At 32.6% G+C, this 24,155-nt stretch carries 13 protein-coding genes; all 13 read right to left on the reverse strand.

The window, feature by feature from the left end; all coding sequences use genetic code 11:
- Positions 1–289: 289 nt before the first annotated feature.
- Positions 290–1,987 carry a RagB/SusD family nutrient uptake outer membrane protein gene (locus EM932_RS10435; RefSeq protein ID WP_135877129.1) on the reverse strand — a complete coding sequence of 566 codons (1,698 nt, stop codon included), beginning with the start codon at positions 1,985–1,987 and terminating at the stop codon, positions 290–292.
- Between the two features lie 33 nt (positions 1,988–2,020).
- Positions 2,021–5,443 (reverse strand): SusC/RagA family TonB-linked outer membrane protein, encoded by a 3,423-nt coding sequence (locus tag EM932_RS10440; protein ID WP_135877130.1) that lies wholly within the window; start codon positions 5,441–5,443, stop codon positions 2,021–2,023.
- A 174-nt stretch (positions 5,444–5,617) separates the two neighbouring features.
- Positions 5,618–6,829 carry a FecR family protein gene (locus EM932_RS10445; protein ID WP_135877131.1) on the reverse strand — a complete coding sequence of 404 codons (1,212 nt, stop codon included), beginning with the start codon at positions 6,827–6,829 and terminating at the stop codon, positions 5,618–5,620.
- Positions 6,830–7,012: 183 nt separating this feature from the next.
- Positions 7,013–7,624 carry an RNA polymerase sigma factor gene (locus EM932_RS10450; protein ID WP_135877132.1) on the reverse strand — a complete coding sequence of 204 codons (612 nt, stop codon included), beginning with the start codon at positions 7,622–7,624 and terminating at the stop codon, positions 7,013–7,015.
- Between the two features lie 508 nt (positions 7,625–8,132).
- Entirely contained in the window at positions 8,133–12,380 is a 4,248-nt protein-coding gene (locus EM932_RS10455; RefSeq protein WP_135877133.1) for a hybrid sensor histidine kinase/response regulator transcription factor, read from the reverse strand.
- A 159-nt stretch (positions 12,381–12,539) separates the two neighbouring features.
- Positions 12,540–13,652, reverse strand: a complete 1,113-nt coding sequence (locus EM932_RS10460) for an SMP-30/gluconolactonase/LRE family protein (RefSeq protein WP_135877134.1) — start codon at positions 13,650–13,652, stop codon at positions 12,540–12,542.
- A 150-nt stretch (positions 13,653–13,802) separates the two neighbouring features.
- Positions 13,803–14,963, reverse strand: a complete 1,161-nt coding sequence (locus tag EM932_RS10465) for a mandelate racemase/muconate lactonizing enzyme family protein (RefSeq protein WP_135877135.1) — start codon at positions 14,961–14,963, stop codon at positions 13,803–13,805.
- A gap of 14 nt (positions 14,964–14,977) precedes the next feature.
- The gene (locus EM932_RS10470) at positions 14,978–16,267 is read right to left on the reverse strand and encodes an MFS transporter (protein ID WP_135877136.1); all 1,290 of its coding nucleotides are present in this window, start codon (positions 16,265–16,267) and stop codon (positions 14,978–14,980) included.
- 634 nt (positions 16,268–16,901) lie between these two features.
- Positions 16,902–19,775: a DUF5060 domain-containing protein gene (locus EM932_RS10475; RefSeq protein WP_135877137.1), complete on the reverse strand. Its 2,874-nt coding sequence runs from the start codon at positions 19,773–19,775 to the stop codon at positions 16,902–16,904.
- A 58-nt stretch (positions 19,776–19,833) separates the two neighbouring features.
- Complete coding sequence (locus EM932_RS10480) at positions 19,834–20,859, reverse strand: Gfo/Idh/MocA family protein (RefSeq protein ID WP_135877138.1); 1,026 nt, start codon at positions 20,857–20,859, stop codon at positions 19,834–19,836.
- Positions 20,849–22,114, reverse strand: coding sequence for an MFS transporter (locus EM932_RS10485; RefSeq protein ID WP_135877139.1), 1,266 nt, complete (start codon positions 22,112–22,114; stop codon positions 20,849–20,851). Before EM932_RS10485 ends, EM932_RS10480 begins: the two co-directional genes overlap by 11 nt.
- Position 22,115: 1 nt before the next feature.
- On the reverse strand, positions 22,116–23,516 hold the full coding sequence (locus tag EM932_RS10490; RefSeq protein ID WP_135877140.1) for a four-carbon acid sugar kinase family protein: 1,401 nt from the start codon (positions 23,514–23,516) through the stop codon (positions 22,116–22,118).
- Positions 23,513–24,151 carry a cyclase family protein gene (locus EM932_RS10495; protein WP_135877141.1) on the reverse strand — a complete coding sequence of 213 codons (639 nt, stop codon included), beginning with the start codon at positions 24,149–24,151 and terminating at the stop codon, positions 23,513–23,515. The genes EM932_RS10490 and EM932_RS10495 overlap by 4 nt, the downstream gene beginning before the upstream one ends.
- Between the last annotated feature and the right edge of the window lie 4 nt (positions 24,152–24,155).

The raw sequence follows: 24,155 nt of genomic DNA on the forward strand, positions 1-24,155 counted from the left end.
TTGGTAATCGTCTTATAACAAACTTGCCATTGCCTAAGTTTTCCAAAATACTACTGGTAAGAATCTTGGCATCTAATGATTTTTCATTTTCCCTCTCACCCTTTCTTAATATTTCATTAAACGTGGCTTTAGAAAAAGAATCATAATCTCTAAAACTTTTTTATACGCCACAATCTGCGAAATCAAAGCATCTCTAGTATGAACTAAAATTCCTGTAAATAAGGCTTATAGAAACAATGCCCTACAAGCCTTATACAAACTAAATTAAACTAACTTCAATTAACGACTCTTAATACCCAGGGTTTTGCTCCAGATTTGGATTTGCCAAAATTTCTTTTTGTGGAATTGGGAAAGTATAAAAATAGTCTTCAAAAGTGGTTATTGCAGGATAATTGTTTCGCATTTTTTGAGTACCATCCCAAAAATTTTCCATTAATCCTTTCAACGTTCCATATCTTTTAGTATCAAAATATACATGACCACCGGCTTCCATAATTAATTCCCTAATTCTATCGTCTAAAATATCTTCCAATGTTAAAGAAGTATCAACGTGTAGCATACCTACACGATCGCGCACTGTATTGATATTCGCAACTGCGGCATCTATATCATTAAGTTGGAATTTAGCCTCCGCAAGCATTAATAATACATCAGAATATCTTAAATAGTGTAGGTTTTTTGGACTGTCATTCCCGCTTACGGCATAATCACTACCAACAATATATTTAACGGCATTATAATTTGTTCTTCTCCAGAAATTATCACCAAAAGGGATATAATATCCTGGTTTCGAGGCTCTGGTTTCAAACTTATCATGCACATATTTTGAACCAATATACATTACCGTATAATCAAATCTTGGATCTCTATTTTCAAATGGCATATTTGAATCAAAACCAGGGTCATCTGAGGTGAAATTATAAATATCGAAAACTGTATTATGTTCTTTACCATTTATTACGGTATTACCAAGATAATCGGTAACCAAATAATTAGTATTGGTACTTTCATACGTGCTTTGTACATCGTAACCATCAAGTGTCTGGAATTTATCAACTAACAATGGCGTTGGTTGGTTCTTGAACCATGCAGAATTTGAGATACCACCGGATCCAATGGGACTAATCGCCTGATTATAAATGCTTCCTAATCCTACACCTGACTGATATTGTATTTCAAAAATAGACTCAATAGAATTATCATGTTCCGGCCAGAAATTATCATTAAAATTGGACAATAAGTCATAGTCGTTAGAGGCAACTACTTTTTCCAGTTCCGTAGCTGCTTCACTCCACTTACCTTGAAATAAATACGCTTTTCCAAGCATTGTTTGAGCAGCTCCTTTAGAAGCTTTTCCTAAAAGGGCAGTACCCCTATAATCTTGAACAGATGGAAGTAAGGCTTGCGCACTTATTAAATCCTCCTCTATTTGAGCATATACAACATCTACAGAAGACTTTGGTGTAAAAGCATCATCAAATTCCTGTGGTTCTAATATAAGTGGCACGCCACCTGTTGCCGTACCATCATAGGGTTTATTACCATATAAATTAATTAGATAAAAATATGAAAAACCTCTTAAAAATAGCGCTTCTCCTTTGACCCTGTCTTTAAAACTTTGCGATAAATCAAGATCAGGATTGTCAATATTTGCCAATATTAAATTTGCCCTTGAGATAATTTGATAATAGAATTTCCAAAAATCTTCTGTTGCGTTCCATAAAGCATCAACATTTAAATTACCAAAATCCCAATGTTCACTACCAACATTATTACCAAAAACAATATAGGGAGTAATGGCATCTAGCAGCATTGGACGGAATTGCAATTTGGGTAGAGGTGCATACATTGCATTTGATAACAATTCAAAATCCTCAGTGGATTTATAGAATGCTAATTCACTTATAGAGTCCTGAGGTTCTTTTTCAAGATAGTCTTCACAACTTATTGAAAGAAAAACCAACAAAATTATATATATTTTTTTCATTTTAATATGTTTTTATTGTTATTATTGTTTAAATTAGAATGAAAGATTCAAACCAACTGCATAAGTTCGACTTTGTGGATAGATAGCTCCTCCGTTAGACGAAAGATTAGCCGTTTCAGGATCAAATCCACGGTAATTAGTAAACGTATATAAATTGGTCGCATTAAAATAAAGACGCAAACTATTTATACCTAATTTATCTGAAAGGTTGCCTGGAAAGGTATATCCAAACTGCAAGTTTTTAATTCTTAAATAACTGGCGTCTTCCAGCCAAAGATCAGCTGCTATATCACTGTTAGTTGTTCCAGCGGCAGGGTATTTTCCGGCCTGGGCTACTGCAGAAAAATCATCATTAAGAATGGTTCTTCCATCCCATAGATCTTTCAAAATATTTTCAAACCCTCTTCCTCTCAAATCATTTGCAAAATTACCTCTCATATACGTCTGTTTATCTGCTTCTCCTTGGAAGAATATATTAAAATCAAATCCTTTCCAATTAAGACTGGCGTTAAAACCATAATAAAATTCAGGAATTGAATTTCCTAATATGGTCATATCTGCTGTAGTTATTTGACCATCCGGAACTCCTTTTATAACATTACCATTTTCGTCCGTACTGTTAATATCTGCAACACGAATATCGCCGGGTTGCACATTGTTTCGAGAAGGGTTATTAGCAATTTCTTCATTAGATTGCCAAATTCCAAGAGTTCTGAATCCAAAATAGGAGTTGATAGCTTCTCCTTGTTCTGTTCTATAAAAGTCAGATGTTATAGGTGGTTGCCCGCCCATGTCAGTTACCTTGTTTTTATTCTGTGATATGTTAAAGCCTAAACCATAAGATAATCCAGAAGCAGTAACGTCATCAAAGTTAACAGCCAATTCCCATCCCTTGTTTTCAACTACTCCAAGGTTAACAAACGGATATTCATTTCCCCGAGAAAATCCAGTTGATAAAGGAACAGGTAAACGCAATAACATATCGGTGGTTTTACGATTATATACATCAAATACAATATCTAATTTATTATCAAATAAGCCCATATCAACACCAATATTAGATGTTGATGTTTTCTCCCATTTTATATTGGTGTTCGAAAATCCTGCTAAATAAGCTATTGGAACAACAGATTGAGAGCTTCCAATAATAGTATTGTCCGTTACATTTAAAGTAGACACCCATTGAAATGGGGGTATTTGAGAATTACCTAATGTTCCATATCCTCCACGGATTTTAAGACTTCTGATCAATTCATTATCCTTAAGGAAATTTTCTTCAGAAAGTTTCCAACCAGCAGAAAAAGATGGGAACCAACCCCAACGGTTTTCCGATGCAAAAACATAAGAGCCATCTCGTCGAACATTGGCCTGAAATAGATATTTATTATCATAACTATAATTAATACGTGCAAACTGAGATGAAATGGCTGTTTCACCAGCTGTACCACCTACTCTCCAGTTTTCTTGAGCTACATTAAGAATTCGCAATTCATCATTGGGGAAATTCTCTCCTGAACCATTAAATCTCTTGGTATTAGTTTCTATAAGCTCAATACCAACTAAAGCATCAATAGAATGCAGTCCTATATTTTTTGAATAATTTAAGATACTGTTAAATTGCAACCTATAAAATGACTCATCATAATTAGCTAAACTTGCATTTGGAACCTGAATATTAGGAGATAATTTATCTACATCATCAACATGATAAAATTGTAATTTCCTTCTATAGTCCTGACGCCAACCATCAGAAATCATTCCGCTAAACGTAGATTTCCATTTAAAATCCTTCAAAAAACCTAATTCTGCAAATAAATCTATCTGAGTCCTGTTTGTAATATTTATATTATCTCGTGCATTTGCTGCAATTGCTGGAGTAAAATCGTTAAGATTTAAAGTATAAGCAGTTCCTGCTGGTTCTCCTGCGGAATTATATATGGGCATTACAGGAGGAATTCGTGATGCTCCAAGAAGTAGGTTTCCATATTCAGATGTTTGATTATTTTGGGATCTTACAAATGAAAAGTTTGCACCAACTTTAAATGAATCAGATATTTTAGAGTCAAGGTTTAATCGTGCATTAATTCTAGAGAAATTATTATCTCCATCCGTTTGCCCCAGGATGCCTTCTTGCTCAAAATACCCTAAAAGTAAAGAAAATGTTGATTTTTCACTTCCTCCCGAAATAGATAAGTCGTAAGATTGAACTGGGGAAGTATTAAATGAATAGTCCAACCAATCTGTGTTTGGAAGATTTTCAGGTGCTAAGTCTCCAACCCAGATAGGATTGGTGCCATTTCGGGCGGCCACAGCATTCTGATAGTCAACCCAGTCAAATTTATCTAAATATTCAACATTATTATTAGTAGCCTGCTGGACACCGTTTTCAACCTTAAGATTAACAACAATTTTTCCGGCTTTACCTCGTTTGGTTTTTATTAAGATAACCCCGTTTGCTGCTCTGTTACCATATATAGCCGCTGCTGATGCATCCTTAAGCACCGTAAGGGATTCTATTTCGTTAGCGTTTATAAGATTCATATTACCCGGAATTCCGTCCACTAATACCAAGGGAGAATTGTTCGAGTTAATAGAGCCAACTCCCCTAATTTTTATTGAGGAAGAGGCTCCTGGAGCTCCAGAAGATTGGGTAATCTGAACACCCGACATACGACCTTGTATCGCCTGACCAATGTTATTTGATGTAGTTTTTGTAATGTCTTCACTTCTTACGGTGGCTACAGACCCCGTCAAATCAGCTTTTTTCATGGTACCATAACCAACTATAACAACTTCATCTAACCCTGCAGCGTCTTCTAAAAGTGATATTGTTAGCTCTGTTCTATTTCCAACAGTAACTTCTTGAGCCTTGAAACCTAAAAAGGATATAACCAGTATTGATTTTTCACTAGCAACTTGTAATGAAAACTCTCCGTCAAAATCGGTTTGGGTACCATTATTAGTATTCTTTTCAATAATATTTGCTCCTGGTAGTGGTTGTCCATTTGAATCGGTTACTATGCCTGTTATATCTATAGAAACCTGTTTGTCTTTTACATCTTCGCTAAGTTTCCCTATGGGTTTTGCTAATTTGTTTCGCTTCAAAACAATTTGTTTCCCTATAATTTTATATTTAATATAGCCATTTGAAAAAAGCCTTTTAAGCACACTATGAATTTTCTCATTTTTTGCGTAAATATCTATTTTTGGACTTGACTCTAGCTCTTCCTTGCTATAAAAGAATTTTAACTCTGTCTTAGATTCAATTTCTTGAATAATATCAAAGACAGATACGTTTTCCATGTCTAAATTGATTTTTATATTTTGTCCATAGCCCGTTTTGGCTTGTAATTGAAACAAGGTTACGATAAAGAACAAAATAAAAAATCTCATTTTTAGTTTAGTTTTTGGACGGATATCACAGCATCCATGCAGTCCATTCATTAATTTTTTCATATATTTGAATTGGTTTTAGTTGACTCATTTAACTTAAATCTTTTAAATATTTCGGGAAGTGTTGACGCACTTTCCGTTTTTTGTTTTCATGTGTTTTTATTTCATAGATTATTGGTTTTTTTGGTTTGTTTTTATTTTGGTGAACTCAATTAATTTCATTGATACATGCAAATTTTAGAACTCAATTTTACTTTTTTCTACTATCGTTAACGTATTACCTTCTGTATAAAAGTCAAAAGGTGTGTGTGCTTGACAAATTTTCAAAATATCATACAAGGATTCTTTTTGAAAAGTTCCTGTATATTTTTTCTTGTTCAATTCCAAAAACTTATTATCTATAATTACATCATAGTGCCTTTCCAATTCCTTTAAAATCAGTTCAAACGGATGGTCTATAAAAAGCAGCTTCCCTTCTATCCAAGCAACGTATTTACTGATATCAACTTGATTAACAGAAATATAGTTATCCTCAAAAACCGCACGTTGCCCAGGCTCTATAATAATAGATTTTTGCTCTTTTTCGTTATTCGATTTATAAACACTTACACTTCCTTCTACCAATACTGCAGAAGTGTTATTTTCATTCTTGTAACTAGATACATTAAACTTGGTACCATAAACTCTAATATTCATATCATCCGTCCTAACCGTAAATAATCTATCTTCATCTTTCTCGACTGAAAAATAAGCCTCACCGTCTAGAAATACATCTCTTGGTTTGCCCTCTAAAAAGGTTACCGGATATCTCAGTTTTGATCCTGAGTTCAAAAAAACATGGGAACCATCTGACAGTACTAATTCAAATTTTTTACCATACGGAACTGATAGCACATTATAAACTAAATCATTTGTGACCGTTTTATTGTCATGGTTATAAAACAATATATTTTGATTCTGTTTGACAATTGATTGCCCTTTAGAGTTGGTTATAACTTCAGAAGAACTATCGTTTAACAACTTTACAGTACCATCCTCTAATTCTAAAGTAACACCTGAATCTAATACAACCGCAGGATTTCCTATAACATCTTTTGTAGCAAATTGGTATACACCAACAGTAATTGTAATACCTAAGACAAAAACCGCAGCTATTTTTGATATGAAAAAGAGTTTTGACTTAGAAAAAATGGAACTATTCTTTGATAGCGTTCTTTTTTGAACAATATTTTGCCACATATCATCAAAATCATTTGAAGACAACTCTTCAGGTGTAGCGTTTAATAGTTTGATTAATTGGAAGGCCTTCTTAATAATTTCTTTCTTATCTGGGTTTGAAGCCATCCAATTTCTCCAGAAATTATCAGTCATTGAATTAGAATCCAAAACCCAGCTTTGAAAATAATCATCTTCAACAAAATCTTCAACTTTGTAATTATTGTATTTCATTATATGTTTTAGGTAGAACTAAATTGTTAATAACAACAATCTAGCTTTTAATAATAAGAGAAGATAATTAATTTTTTACCCCATAAAAACTTCATTATTTTAAATAAACCGCTAAAAACTATTACTTATTAAGACTTTAGAGTGTTTTTTGTGAATGAGAAGATTAAAAAAACAATAAAAATTTTAACTCATATTGCTCCTAAGAAATTCTATAGACCTACCCATTAATTTATAAGCTCCTTTCTTACTTATCGACATTATCTCGGAAATTTCAATATAACTTAGGCGAGCATAATATCTTAAGTGTATAATCTCTTTCTGTTTATCTGTTAATTTTTGTAAAGATTCTTTTAGCTTTTGCTGCTGCAAATCGAAGTTTTGTTTCTCTATCAAACTATGTTCGAATGAAAAAGATTTCAGTGAGTGTTCATTCGGATATTCTGATATTTTGTAATCAATTCTTTGTTTAACTGATGCGGCTATTAATTTTCTCCTAAAAGATTTATGCAAATAGGCCTTAATGTATCTTACATTGCCTAATCTTTGTTTCGAATCCCATATTTCAATAAAAAGATCCTGAATACAATCTTTAATTAAAGCTTTATTATTTACCAATTTGAATCCATAACTATATAATAATGAAACATTGTTTTTGTATATAGTTGCAAAAGCTACTTCACTACCTACTTGAAAATTTTTCCATAGCTCCAAATCATCAACTATTATCCTCTCGCTTGTACTAGCAAGATTATTCACTTCAGCCTTTTTTATGACTGTATTTTGATGATATAACATTTTCAAGCTCAAATATTATTAAATTTACATAAATTAACTATAATTATTGCTACAATGATAGTTTTGTAAACGTACAAAAATTAATTATTTGGGATAAAATATTTTTGGGTAAAATTTGGTCAAACTTTAAACCATTCTAATCGTTCTTGACTATTTTAACCATTTTTGGCGAATTCTCCGACGTTTGCGTCGAAATAAAAAGGGGGTTCTTATTTAATACCTCGTACACTTAGGTCGAGGTCAATGTCATTAAGTTAAGGTTGAAATGCCAGTCTGAGTACTTCAGCTATGCTCAGTATAAACTAAAGTCGAAGACATCATTAAACTATAGTTTTTAATAGCATTCGACTGCGCTCCTTATAAACTAAAGTAGAAAGGCTCATATTTCGCTCTGTTGAAATAACAAACACTTAAAAATCATTTCTTTAATATTATTTTTCTAAAAAATTAAATAGAACTGACGTTAAAGTAAATAATTCATTCACTTAAAATGGAATTAATAAAAACTTTACATTTTATCTTCTATGATATTTTTTAGCGGTTTATTCGAATAACGAGAAGGTGCTTCTCTAAATACTTTTCGAAAACATTTACTAAAATAATTAGGATCCTTAAAACCTACCTTATAACTTATCTGTGCAATTGTCAATTGATTTTCTTGTAACAATTGGGTCGCACGTTTTAATCGTATCAATCTTATAAAGTCATTTGGGGATTGCCCTGTTAATTTTTTTAGTTTTCTAAAAAAGGTTGAACGACTAGTATTCATATCAAAAGCCAATTCGTCTACCCAATACACCTGATTAGACATATTTTTTTCCATAAGACTCATTATTTTTTTTAAAAACGCTTCATCTACAGAACCAAGACTTACTTTCTCAGGAGTAAACTCTTTTTCCGTGAGGAAACTTCTTCTCATTAATTCAACAGATTTAATGAGATTTTCGACCCTAGCTATCAAAAGTTTCATTTTAAAAGGTTTTGGAATATATGCATCTGCACCAGACTTTAAACCTTCTATCCTATGTTCTACAGAATTTAATGCCGTGAGTAAAATAACTGGAATATGACTTGTTCTAATATTATTTTTTATTTCATCACAAAATTCAATACCATCCATTCCAGGCATTAGAACATCACTAATTATTAAGTCTGGTATTTGCTTTAAAGCTATATTTAAAGCTTCTTTTCCATTGTCTGCTTCAAAAATTTGATAATTTTGTTCAAATTTATTTCTTATTAATTCCCTTATATCATTATTATCATCAACAACTAATATTGAATCTTTGGACTTTGAACTATTGATGTTCTCTATGTTTTCATTAAAGTTAAAACCTTCGTCCATTTGGGTCTCTGTTAATAGCTCTGGAGCTGACACTTCCATTAATTCCTCTGGTAATAAATGCTCGTTACCCAATGGAAATTTTAATATAAAACAGCTTCCTTTTCCTATTTCAGATTGAACCTCTATCTCTCCATGATGTAAATCAACTAAATCTTTAGTAATTGCCAACCCAATACCAGAACCTGATTTTTGTGATTCATAGGAACTATTCACTTGATAAAAACGTTGAAAAACATATGGTAATTCGCTTTCTTCAATACCAATACCATTATCTTCAATCTCAATTTTTATATAATCTGATACGATGTTATTCTCCTTAATTCTTATTTTTAATTTATCTTTTGGTTTACTAACTCGTACGATAACATATCCTTCTTTATTACTAAATTTTATGGCATTAAAAATTAAGTTATTTAATATTTTTTCCAACTTGTCCCAATCAAACCAAACATCAGTTGCGTATAATTGGCTTTCAAAGGAAAGGGCGATATTCTTTTCTTTAGCCAAAGCTCTAAAAGAAAATGTTATTTCTCTAACAAAATTTATAATGTTAGTTTTTGTCGCACCTAATTTTGTTTCCCCTACCTCAATTTTCCTAAATTCCATTAATTGATTAACCAAACGCAATAATGAATTCGCATTACGCTCAATAATTTTTAATTTGGGTTTTAATGAGTCATTAATATTTTTAGATTCCAAAATTTCTTCGATAGGATTTAAAATAAGCGTAATGGGTGTTTTAAAATCATGCGAAATGTTTGTGAAAAACTGTAATTTTAATTTATTTACGGCTTCTAATTCTTTCTGCCCTTTAACCGCTATTCTTTCTTTAGATTGTAATTGATAATAAGACTTGATGCTAAATATTATACCTATTAATAACAACCCATAAATTAATAATGCCCAGCCAGATAACCAAAAAGGTGGTGTTATTACAAACTCTATAGTTGACGGTGTTTCATTCCATACACCATCATTATTTGATGCTATGACTTTAAAACTATAACTTCCGTACGAAAGGTTGGTATAATGTGCAAAAGGAAGCCCTTTAGATTCTACCCAACTTTTATCAAATCCTTCCAACTTATATTTAAATCTATTTTTTTCTGGAGATGCAAAATGTAGTGCAGTGAATTCAAAAGTTAAAGTATTTTCATGATACTTTAATTTTAATGGTTTAGTTAAAAACGGCATAGATTTTTCTAATAATATTCTACCATTATAGTCTTGACCTACATTAACGTCTTCATTCTTAATTTTAAAACCTGTAATTTTTGCTGTAGCAGGGAAAGTGTTTTCTTTTAAATTATCTGGATGAAAAATATTTAAGCCCTTTAAACCTCCAAAAAACAAATACCCTTCTTTATTTTTAAAAAAAGCATTTTTCCGAAAGTTATTACTTTGGAGACCATCTTCCTTATTATAGTTTTTAAACGTTTTAGTATTAATATTAAAACAAGAAATACCATTATCTGTGCTCATCCAAAGTTGCCCGTCATCACTTTCCAAAATACCATATACAGCATTGTTGGCTAAACCGTCTTGCTCTGTATAATTAATAAATTCTGGAGTTGCATCTGACGAAGGTGGCAAAATCATTTGATTTAGACCACCTCCAAAAGTGCCTATCCAATAAACTCCATTTTTACCTTCGTGAATTGAGAATACTGAATTATGACTTAAACTGTTTGAGTTTTTAGGGTCGTTTTTAAACGAAATAAATGTGTCTTCTTCTCCTGATTTACCGGGTACAACTAAGTTTATACCACCTTGTAAAGTACCAACCCAAATATTATTTTTTCTGTCTTTATAAAGACAACTTACTAAATTGTCACTGATACTATTTTTATCGTTTATATCTGGCTTATAATACGTAAGATTAGAAAAATCAAATGTTTTACCATCTGGGTTTTTCTTTTTTTTCCACTTAATCAACCCTTGAGCAAAAGAACCAAACCAAATATTACCTAAAGTATCTTCAACTATAGAAAACACTTCAGATAAATTTATATCTGTTGGTTTAAATGTCACTTGTCCATTAATTGGATTAAAGCGCATATGAGTTATTCCATCACCACCTAACCAATAATCATTATCGCTATCTTTAAGTATAGACCTTATTGGTTGTTGAATAACCAATTCTGAAACCTCTTCGTTTCCCTTAAAAAAGTAGTGCTTTATTAATAGTGATTTGTAATCTTCTTCATCAAACTTTATTTGGTTAAAACCATTTTCTGTACCTACCCAAACTAGATTGTTTTCATCTTCTAAAATGGCGTTAATAGAGGCGTTAGTTAGACTATTTTCAATAAGTACATCTTTTGTAAAAAAAAGAATATCCTTTCTTTCTAAATCACATTTATTAAGCCCTCCAACTTTAGTTCCCACCCATAATACATTTGTTTTGTCCAACAAGATGGACATTATCCGACTATTGCTCAGACTCGTATTACTCATATCATTCGGAGCATACAACTTAGAGCTTCCGTTATCTGGATTGAAACAATATAACCCGTAGCCATAAACTCCTATCCATAGTTTGCCACTGGCATCTTCTTTTATTGCATTTACGTTCCCCAAATGTTGATAGTTATTCTCAAAACCAAGCGAAAACTTCTTAATATTCTCAAACTTAAGTGTTCTAATGTTTTTAGGTTGCTCAATATATAATAGCCCAGTACCGCTTTCTCCAATCCAAAGATTTCCTTTCTTATCAATGAGCAATGAATTAACTGCTTTCTTAACGGTTTCTACATTGATAAATCCTTTAGTGGATTCATTAGATTTATAAAGTATATTAAGTCCTTTTCCGGTACCTATCCATAAACTACTATTCCTATCTTCAACAATGGAAAGGATTTCATTATCATTAATAGCATCTAGTTGATTGGGTTGATAGAAATAATGCTCAATTTTTTCATTTGCCGTGTTAGGTTCTATTAAATGATATAATCCCGATTTTCGAGTACCTACCCATATAGTCCCGTTTATATCATTATAAATTGCCGTAATTTCCTTATCGCTTAAACTATTATGAGTATTGGAAAATGTTTGTGTTTTAATATTGAATTTACAAAGCCCCCTTCCTGTACCAATCCATAAGTTATCATGATTATCAAACTTTAGCTTGTTTATTACATTATTAATGACACTATTTGGCTCTTTGGGAATATTTCTGTAAATAGTAAATCGCTTACCATCATACTTATAAAGTCCGTTTGCTGTACCTATCCACACATAACCGTCACTATCTTGTAAAAGATCTAAGATTGTATTCTGAGTTAATCCTTTATCATCTATGAAATGTTCGAATTTAAGATTGTCTACTTGGCTAATACTAAGCCATGGTAGCAACAACCCAAAAATCAGAGTGAGTATAACTTTTTTTATAGTATAGTATAATTGCTTCATTTAAAAAATTCACTTATAAGAACTCTCAATAAAAGTACAAACTAATAATTAAAGAAATGATAATAAAAACGACACACGATAAAATCTTAGGCCATTTTTTTGACTAAAAAACATATAATATGAAGTCTGGATTTGCCTTTTTCATTGATTTAAGTCACACTATCTAGCAAACGGTTTTAAGTTTACTCTTAATAGATAATTTTGAGCTGTAATAAACAGGTATTTACCATCGTCTGTAAACTCACAATTTCCAGTTAATATCCCCAAATTTATAGTTCCTACATGGTTTCCCTTTGGAGTGATAATTAATATTCCGTCTCCAGCTGCTACAAAAATATTCCCATTTTTATCTAACTTTATACCATCAGGATTTTGTTTTGCTGCACTAGATTGAATAACTTCTTTAGCATCAAAAAACATTCTTTTATTTCTTACTTTGCCTGGCTTAATGATATCATAAGCCCATATTATGGGCTTAGGTATATTAGATTCTGCCACATAAAGTATTTTACCATCATTAGAAACTACTAGACCATTAGGATAATCTAATTCATCGTCCAACAGTATCAACTCACTAGATTCACTGTAGAAATAAACTCCATTAAACCCCAAGTCGCTTTTCTCTTTTCCTAAACCATAAGGTGGATCAGTAAAATACATATTACCCTTTTTGTCAAACATCAAATCATTAGGGGAATTGAACCTTTTGCCTTTATAATTTGTTACTAAAGGTTCATATTTTGGTCCTAAAGAGTCCGATAGGCTTATTAGCCTGCTTATGGCTCTATCTCCATGTTGGCACAAAATTAAATCACCATTTCCATCTAAAGCTAAACCGTTAGATCCAACATGCCCTTCTTTAGGTTTTGTGCCTGTATAGCCTGATGGTGTTAAATAAACACTCAATCCATCTAAATCATTCCACTGATACACTTTGTTTTCGGGTACATCAGAAAATAACAATTTTTGTTCTTTAGCTAGCCACACTGGACCTTCGGACCAATTGAAACCTTTGGCAACTAAATCAATTCTAGAATATATTGATAGAATTGAGTCTATTTCAGGATGCAAACGCTCAATACTACCATAAGATGGATACTTATTTAATGAATCAATAACAACTTTAGATTTTTCTTTTAGACGTTTTTCTTCATGCGAATCTGCTTCAATACTTGATTGCTTCTTCTCATCATGGGAAGATTTACAACCATTTAAAATAGTAGTAAATGTAAAAAAAACTAACAGTAATGCTTTGTTAATCGATATATTCATACTCTTTTTTGGTTCAAACTTTATGTTTTGTTTTTACTTTAAATTTACTGATAAAACATAATCATCAACTGTTAAAAAACTACCATATTCTATTTTAGTAGTATTCAATTTATTAAATGAAATATATTTATTTTCTAATTTCAGTTTACATTACCAATTAGTAAGCGATCCATCTTTTCTCCATAATCTAGGGATATCTACTGGCACAAATTCGCGCTCTATTGCTAATGCTTCATTAAACTCAACACCTAGCCCAGGTCCATCTGGCACACGATATCTTGGCCCTTCTAATTTAGGTTGCACAGGATAAAACTCTGGTGCATTTGTTCCCATATACTGCGCTGGTGTATTTACTTCTTCTAACCAACTAAAATTTGGAGTAGCAGCTGCTAAATGTATAGTAGCAGCTGTACAAATTGGACCTAATGGATTATGTGGCATTAAATCTATATAATGCGTTTCTGCCATTGAAGCAACTTTTTTTGATTCCGTAAATCCTCCAACATTACAAACATCAATTCTTGCATATTGCGTTAGATTACTTTCAATAAAAGGCGCAAATTGCCACTTACTTGAAAATTCTTCACCTATAGCGAATGGAGTATCTATCATTCTCCTTAAACTCTTGTATGCTATAGGACTTTCATCTCTAATAGGTTCCTCTATAAAATCTAAGGTTCCTTTTGGCATGCGTTGAATAAAAGCATACGTTTCTGCAGCTGTAAGCCTGGTATGATAGTCTATACCAATAGTAATTTCTTTACCCACTTCTTTTCTAAGTTCTGTAACCCATTCTGCCATAATTGCTATGGAATGTCTAGCATCGAATACACTTTTATTCTCTTGACTTTCAAATTCCGCTGGTGCCAATCGCAACATATTCCAACCTTCTTTAACACAGGTTTTTGAATAGGATAGCAACTCATCCCGAGTCGTAAATCTTATAGAAGCAAAGCACTCTATAAAATCACGTTGCTTACCTCCTAGTAACTCATAAACAGGTACTCCAAGTGCTTTACCCTTAATATCATATAGCGCAATATCTATTGCAGAAATAGCTGCTGTTAATACACGACCACCTTCAAAATATTGACCCCGATACATTTCTTGCCATAATGATTCTATCTGTCTAGCATCCCTACCTATAAGAAATGTTTTAAAATGCTTTATAGCTCCTACTACGGCTAATTCACGACCAGAAAGTCCAGAGGCTCCCCAACCATAAATACCGCCTTCTGTTTCTACTTTTACAACAAGCTGAACACCAGAACCTACATTTATGGGATATGCTTTTATGTCTTCAATCTTCATTATAGTCTTATGTTTTAATTATTTTTCGGAACAATACGTTCTACTTTACCGACTAAAAAAGTATAAGAGAAAAATCCTAAAAATGCTATGGCCGCTATAAATATTAGCGCCGGACTAAAATCTCCATCTTTTACAAGATAACCAATAACGATAGGTATTACAATACCCGATAGGCCTCCTATGAAGTTAAAAGCACCACCAACTAAGCCTAAGTTTTCTTTAGGTGCTATTAAAGACACAAATATCCAGGCGATACTCGCTAGCCCAGTACCAAAAAAGGCAATGGCTAAAAACAAAATAATAAAAAATGTATCATCAGTATAATTTGCACCAATAATACTAATAGATAGTAACATGCCTATAATTATTGGAGCTTTCCTAGAAATTTCGGTTGAAACCCCTCTTTTTATTAAAAAATCAGATGTAAAGCCAGAAAGCAATACCCCAATAAAAGCAGCTAAAAATGGTAAAGAAGCCAGATACCCAGATTTAATAAACTCCAAACCTCTGAATTCCACCAAATAAGTTGGAAACCATGTTAAAAAAAACATTGTAGTTGCTCCTAGACAAAATTGACCTATATATATACCCCAAAGCTTTCGGTAAATAAATGCTTGCTTAAAATCATTCCAAGAAAAAGCTTTTTTTTCTTCATTCTTAAATTTAGAACCTACTAAACCTCCTCCTTTCTCAATATAGTCCAATTCAGATTCACTAACACTTTTATGATCGCGAGGATCTCTATAAAATATATACCAAATTCCGGCCCAAACCAAACCTATAATACCAGAAATAATAAATAATCCGCGCCATCCAAATGCATCTTGAATTAAAGTTAAAATTGGCATTAAAAATGCCAACCCTAAGAATTGGCCTGATGTATAAATTGCTATTGCAGAAGCTCTTTCGCTTTCGGGAAACCATCTGCTTACCACTAAATTATTAATGGGGTAAGATGGGGCCTCAAAAATGCCGATACTAGCTCTTAAACCCAGTAACATAGCAAATGAATTTATTAATCCTTGAAACAATGTTGCAATAGACCAAAATGCTAATATAAATGCATACAGAATTCTTGACTTTATTTTATCTGCAATTATACCTCCTGGAATCTGTAAACATGCATAAAACCACCCAAATGCTGAAAACACATATCCCATCTGTATCGTATCTATCTCTAAATCTTTTCGTAATGCAAAAGCTGCTACTGATATATTCGTTCTATCCAAATAGTTTATTACAACCGTAATAAATATCATAGTAAGAATATTATATCTTTTACGTGTACTAGGACTCTTTTTCATAATTTAAATAGTTGATTGTTTAACAAACATTAATCGAAATCAAGCTATATCAAAAAATGTTACAATCAAATATATAGTTTCCTTTTTGAGAAAATTACACGCTTAGAGACTTTGACTAGATATTACCTTTAAATAATCTAATTTTCCCTTTGTTCTAATTTAGAAATAAACCCTTTAACGTTTTTTATTTATCATAAACATGGCGATAGATGGGTTCAAACACTTATTTAACATATTCGTTATTATATCAAGTCATGTTACTTTAGCTTCTAAAGTATTTCCTAATTCTCAAAATCTATAAGTGTCACTTATAACGTATATGCTTCCAGACAAATTGATCACACCAGAACTTCACTTAAGAAAGATATTAAAAATTGGATTCCAAATTCTACAATTTTAAACGAATCAAAATAATTAAACTTTTTATTTCTATAGAAATAAATAAAAGGGAGGCTGTCTAAAAAGTGTCATTCTGAATGGAATGAAGAATCTCTTTAAAATATACGACTCTGATTATGAGTGAAATAAGATTATTCGCGTTGCTCTGAATGACAAGATTAACCACTTTTTAGACAGTCTCTCTTTTTAGATATGATTGATATTATTTAAAAGGTACTTAAATTGGAATTTCTAACTACTCAGGTATAAAGCTTTTATCTTTAGTCAGTATCCATTTATCAAACTCAAAACCATCTTCACGCATTGAGAATGAAACAACATAATCGCCTACTTTTTCAAAATTAAGGGTTATAGTTTGCGGGGTACCACAATGATTTTCCGGAACACGTTGGGCTGAAGACCAAGTCCATCTGTCTTTACCTTCACACCATTGAATACGAGCTCCACTTTCTGGCCATTCGTCATTAACACCAACGTGTAAACCATTATCTTCTGTCCCTGTAGAATAAGCCAATGCCCAAACATAATATATTCCTGGGTTTGTAATTTTAACTTTATAAGAAACAATCCCTCCTGTACCTGGAACTGGAAAGAAATTTTCTCCAGCTATAAGTGCATCATCATGCGTCACTCTGGTATCCGGTAATGCTTCAATATAGGCACCCTTACTAGCTGTTGTTGAATGATTCTCTATAGTATCTCCAGAAAAAGGAATATCATCATTGTTAGATCTAATATACCATTCACATTTTACCCCATTATTAGTCTTATCGTGGAAATTCTCTGCTTCTACTTGTAAGAACCCATTTTTTTCCAAAAATGGTTTTACTTCTTTAAGCTTATTAACCACTTCTAGACCAGCAGGCGTTAAAATTAAAGAACTCCACCTACCCCTAGACCATGCTGTTTCATCATTTTCTGGTATTTTACCGTTAGTTACTGCTTTAGATAATATTTCTATAACATCATTCTTATGAAGATATAAATCTAACTTATGCTTTACTGTTGAAAAAGAAGATTTTGTAGAAGGATTTACTAATGTGCTTACATTGTTTCCATTTATTTTTATTTTGTAAACAGATTCGCCATCGTTTTCTGCCATCGCAGTTAGAACGCCTTTATAAAGCCCACTTTTACCTTTAAATATAGTTCTTGCTCCTGCAAATTTGTTCCTTAATGATTTGTTAGATGCATCTATTGACAATACGTCATTGCCTTGATCTACATAATAAACTGCTTCGCTAGCTTTGTTGATTTCAAAATTGGATAATGCTTTTAAAGTTATAACACTGTCTTCATCATACTTTGTAGTAGAAGCTATTTTTTTTGTTGCAGTGATTAAAGCTACCCAATCTTTATCTTTACTTGGAGGTAATCCAATAGAAACAACGCCACCTCCTTTTATCGTTTTTACGCTTCCTTTTTGCAAGTTTCCTCCAGTTCTTGGGTTATACCATTTCACATTGAATTTATAATTAAAGCCGTATAAATTGATTTTTGTGTCGGCAACTTTTGGCAAGTAAACAACATAAGTACTTCCATTTTCTGCAAACACATAATCATTAGGATTATCGGTAAGATTATCTGCGGAACGCATTTTCGTAAAAGGCACGTGCCTTTGAAAAAAGTCTAAAGCATGTTTTGTCTGATCCCATAAGAGGTCTCTTGAACGCCAGTCTTCACATTTTAAATCGTTATGGGCATACTTATATCCAAAATACCATTCAACTCCTGCTCCACCAGCCATTAAATTACCCCATAAAACCTGAGCTCTTATCTCGTTATGCTCAGGATCATCTGCATCTGGTTTTGCTCCAGTATCAGCTGGGCCTATTTCATCTTGACAAACAATCCATCGTCTTTCTGCTTTTTTAGAAGCATCTACAAATCTAATAATTCGGTTATGCACCTTTTTTGGATCATGTGTTTGCATGGATGGCCCATCTAAATACTCATAGCCTAATAATGGCTCAAGAAATAAATCTTGCGCATCACTATCAGCATGAGAATGCAAAACAACTATATTTTTATATGGATCGTGAGTTTTTATATACTTTGCCATTGCCTTTCTGTCTTTATCGTCCTGACCTTTAGGTGTCCAGTGCAATGGCCCATTCTCTTCCCCTAAATTCCAAGTTATTCCTAAATGATGAGAAAAGCGTGCAATAAGTTCTCTGTAATAAAGTTTTCGTTGCACTCCTAATTGTCCTATGTCTAATAACAATTCATTTTCTGTTTCCTGAGTTACAATATGAAGCATTAAACCTAGGACATCCATATGGTCGAAAACAATCTCCCATTGATCCAATTTACTACAATCGAACCTATAACGCTCGTTAATATCATTCCATGGCCAAACATCTTTGCCATCTCCCTGAACATTCATAGTAAGGAAGTAAACAGCATTCATCTCTTTTGAACTCAAATAATTCAAGGCTCCTATTATGTTTTTACCTTTTCCATTTTTCCAGGTTGGATCACCAACTTTCCAGTCTCTGGCATGTGGTTCATATTTATGTGATGCTGGCGTTTGATCAAATTCATAATATGCTAAAAAACTTTCGGGGCTATCGGCACCACCTTTAAGGAAATAATCTTTTGTCTCTTGAAATTGAAGATATCCCGTATCGGTATAAACTAAACGGCCTTTACCTCTAAAATCACGACCAGATTTATCTGATTCTTCGATTGAAAAATCGCCGCTTATATTATCAAATTGAACTGCTTTTCCTGCTTTAGGGTCGTCACTTATCGCAATAGCTTTTCCTTTTCTAAAAGACACATGATACGTCCATTTCCCAATGGCATCTGGTGTAAACCTTACTTGCCAGACATTACCTTTGTCTGCACTTGTTTCACCAGCGTTACCATCTGCGGCATAAAACCCAGGAACCACGTAGGTCTTATTCTTATTTTTAAACGTGACATTTAAACGGTAATCTAAAAATGGGTTTTCTGCACCATATTCAGCCAATTCTTTACCTGTAAAATTAAATGTCACTTTATGCCATTTTTTCAATTCGCCTTCAATGGACACCTTTGATTCTTGCGAAAAAACAGGTTTAAAAAATAAAAATGATAAACCTACTAAAACAAATATTCTTTTCATTTTATAATGAATTTAATGTATGCTTGATAGCATTACTTATTATTAAAATTATGCAGGTTTAAACAAATACGGGTTTATTTATTTTAGCCGATTCATACACTGCATCTTGTGCTTTTAATGTTTTTAAATAATCTACACCACTCGTTTCAAAAACACCTGTTGAAAGAAAACTATCTACAAAATCTCTTTGAAAAATATAACAACAATCTCCAGCAAAACCTACATTGTTATGTACGTATGGATGATTTTTCTCTGCTTCTCCTAATTTTTGAATGGTGATTTTTCCATCGGGATATAATCTAACACTACCCTTAGAAGCATCAATTAAATACTCTCCAAAAGTATATCTTGCATTTTTAAAATGACTCTCATTATATCTATTTGCATCCCAAATGGCATGCGCATTATTTTTAAAATTAAGAATCATTAACCCTAAATCTTCTCCTTTTATAACCGGATTCAACCGTTTAAGTATTGTATAAACACTTTCAATCTCTCCAACATGATATCGAAAAGTATCTATATAATGTACTCCTGTTTCATAGATAAGTAATCTCTCATAATCTCTAAAATAAGGTTGTCTTGATAAATAAGCATCTTCTCCCCATCCGTCACCCATACGTGATCTAAAATTTAAGCTGAATAGATCTCCAATCTCACCGTGATCAATGATTTTTTTTATTTCTCTGTGCCATGGTTGGTATCTAAAATTTTCATGAACCACAAAGTGCACTCCCTTTTTTAGTGCATAATTTACTATTTGCTTAGCCTCAGCAAAAGTTGGGGCAAGTGGTTTTTGACAAATAATATGTACCCCATGATCTGCAGCAAACCTACACATTTCAAGATGTGTCTCTGGTGGTGTAATAATGTCTATAAAATCAGGTCTTTCTTTTATGATCATTTCTTTATAATCGGCATAATGTTTTTTAATGCCATAGGCGTTCATAATACCTACTGCTCTTTCTAAATTAGAATTACAAAGTGCCACCATTTCAACCTCAGGAATACGGGTCCAAGCTTCATATTGAAACTTACTAAAATATCCCGCGCCAATGGCAACGCCTTTTAATTTATTTTTCATAACGTATTTCTTTAGCAGAATCCATAAATAACCAACAAACGATAGCTATCACTCCTAAAAATGCAGCGATAAAGAAGAATGGCTCGTTAGAGCCTGTCCAAGCCATTAAATAAGGAAATGCCAATGCTGTAGAAAAAGATCCTAGGTTACCAGCCATATTCATCATTCCAGAAACTTTTCCGGAATTTTCTTTTCCAATGTCCATGCAAAACGACCAAGAGGGGCTCAATGTCATATCAGCTCCAAAAATGGCAACCGATAAACATAAAACGGCACCTAAGGCAGTTTTCATATATAAACTTGTAAGAATTCCTATAACAACTAAAGAAAAACCTATTATAGCTGGTATTTGTCTGGATAATTTCCATTTTCCCTTTTTATAAATAGCATCAACAGTGTAACCAGACACCCAATTACCTACCGCACCAGCGAGTAAAGGTAACATAGCATAAAATCCAGTTGTAACAAGGTTTAGGTTATATTTTGCTTTGATATAAGGAAACAACCAGGTTAGCATAAAAAAGAAAATAAAATTACTTCCTATATATTGAATCATTGCCAGAATCACATTTTTAGAGCCTAGAATACGACTTAATGGGAGTACTTTTTTTGTTGTTTTATTCTCTTGTTGCCGATTTTCTAAGATATATGCTTTCTCTTCATCTGATATTGCTTTATGTTCTTCCGGTTTATTTCTAAATAAAAAATAGAATACTACTGAACATATAATTCCTATAGCTCCGAAAAAATAAAAAATGACTCGCCACCCCCAAGCATCTATCAAATAAGCAACCAAGGGCAGTGCAAAAGCAGCTCCTAATCTTGATCCTGAAAAGTTTATCCCTTGAAAAATACCACGCTCTTTTAATGGCACCCATGAAAATGCTGCTCTTGAAATATTAGGAAATGCACCTGCTTCCCCTGCTCCAAAAATAAATCTAAATGCAAGTATCGATATATAGTTCCAGGCTGCTCCGGTTAACGCTGTAAATATAGACCACAATACCATAATAGATGTCATAACTCTACGCACTCCGTATTTATCTCCTAATGCGCCTCCAGGCACTTGAAACAAAGCATATCCTAGTGCAAAAGCACTTAAAACCCATCCCATTTGGATATCGGTAAGATTTAAATCCCCACTAATAGAATCTTTGGCTGATGAAATACAGACACGATCTATATACAATAACAGGGTAATTAAAAAAGAACCTGCGAAAAATCCATATCTTCTGGATGGTATTGACTTGCTCATATCAAGATAGTTTTTGAGTTATTGTTAAAAGTGATTTCTTGTTACCTACATTACCAGGAAATACGATATATAATAATTTTGGAAATTTTGTTTCTTTGCCCATTTCCCAAACGGGAACCCCTGGTTCTATTTGCCCTAAAACCTTTGAGCGTTTCATTCCTAAACCTTTTAATGCCAAATCATGTGATGTAATACCCCCTTTAGCTAATATATATTTTGGGTATACGCCAATACCTTTAACCAAAGCAACTAAAGCATCAGATACTTTGGATGCAATATCTATGTTGGAATCAGCATTTTTTCCTGTAATTAATTTTCTACTTGTATAAACAATAACATCATTCCCTCTAGCTATACTTTCATCTATTTTTGTAATAATAGATGCTAAATATAAATCTGCATCTTCTTTTAATATGGTTTCAACATTGACTTCAATAATGTCATTTTCATTGTAATAATTTAGAGTATAATTAAGTTGTTCAGAAGATTTAGAAACATAAGATCCCACTATGGTTAAACCTCCTGTTTGACCATCTGAATTAATAATTTTTTCTGAAGTTAATAATGGCTTTGGCTCTAATCCTATATAAGAAGGCACAAACGAACTTGAAGTACGATATACAATTCTTTTATTAGATTTTTCAGCTAATAATAAAGCTTGTGTTATTTTATCTAGATCATAATAATTTAATGCATTTGATATACAAAAGGTTCCAGATTTCAAAGCCTTGATTTGCTCACTAAGCCATGCTGTATTTTTACTTCTAACAGTTTTTATTGGTAATGAAAAAACATCTGAAGCACTTATTTTTCCAGAGGTCTTCTCTTCAATCCATTCTTTTAAGTTTGCTTTAGAGTATGCAAAGGTATGATCTTGGGAAAACGGTGTTTCGTTAACCGGAAGTAGATCATCTCCATCAGAAATGTAATGCACATCATTTACCGTGACACGATTCCCTTCAAACATCACAGGAATAAAAACGGTAATAGCATCATTAAAATTCAAAGTATTTTTTATGACATCAATTTCCGAAAAATGGCCTCTCAATGTAGAATCACTTCTACTAATAATGGTAAACGCCCTATTTATAAGCTTTGATGCTTCTAAAATGTTTCTTGAAATTTCTTGATAAACCTCAGATGATTTTTTTTGCGATAAACTTCTTGAATTAGTTAGTAAAAAGAATACTGGTGTTTCTTTTTTAAATTCATCAATCAAAGTTTCCAAATCCCACGATGTTAAAAGTGGTATATCATATACTGTTTGATTTCCTGTTGGGTCATCATCAATAACAATACATGTTCTGTTCAATTCTTTAAAAAGAACTTTATTTAAACGTCTGTAATTAGAAGTATCTTCTAATGGTAGTTGTTTTAATATGTGCGATAATGAAAAGCTCATAAATATTTCTCAATGGCTATCACTCGCGCTGGTGCGCCATCCCCATCTCCTATTTTTAAAGGTAAGGCTATCAACTCAACACAATTGGTTTGTAAGGCATCTATATTTGTAAGCCCTTCTATAATGACTACTCCCTGTAATAAGATTTGATGAATTTTAGTAACCTCATCTAAATTATTCACATCTGCTACCGAAGGCGGCTCCACACCAATCATTTTCACCTTTTTACTAACACACCACAGGGCAAGATCTTTACTTATTCTAGGCAACTCGTCTCTATATTTCGGAGTATTTGCATATTGAGACCAATCTGTCCAAAAAATAAGGCTATCACCAGCCACAAATTCATCTTTTATTTTCTGAGGAATATGTTCTGGATTTATTAAGCCTTTAGAACCTATATGTCTTACATCTACAACCCAAGCTCTTCCAACAAAGTCTGTTACCGGAATGTGGTCTATAGTTTGTTTACTTACATTAAAATGAATGGGAGCATCCATATGAGTACCGCAATGTGAATAAAATGTAAGTGTACTGGCATTCCATCCATCTGCATCAATAGTTTTACTTATTTCTTTTGAAAACCCGATAAAATCATTGGTGTACGTTAATGTAAGATCAACAATAGGACGCATTATT

Source organism: Flavivirga rizhaonensis (assembly GCF_004791695.1).
Classification (GTDB): domain Bacteria; phylum Bacteroidota; class Bacteroidia; order Flavobacteriales; family Flavobacteriaceae; genus Flavivirga; species Flavivirga rizhaonensis.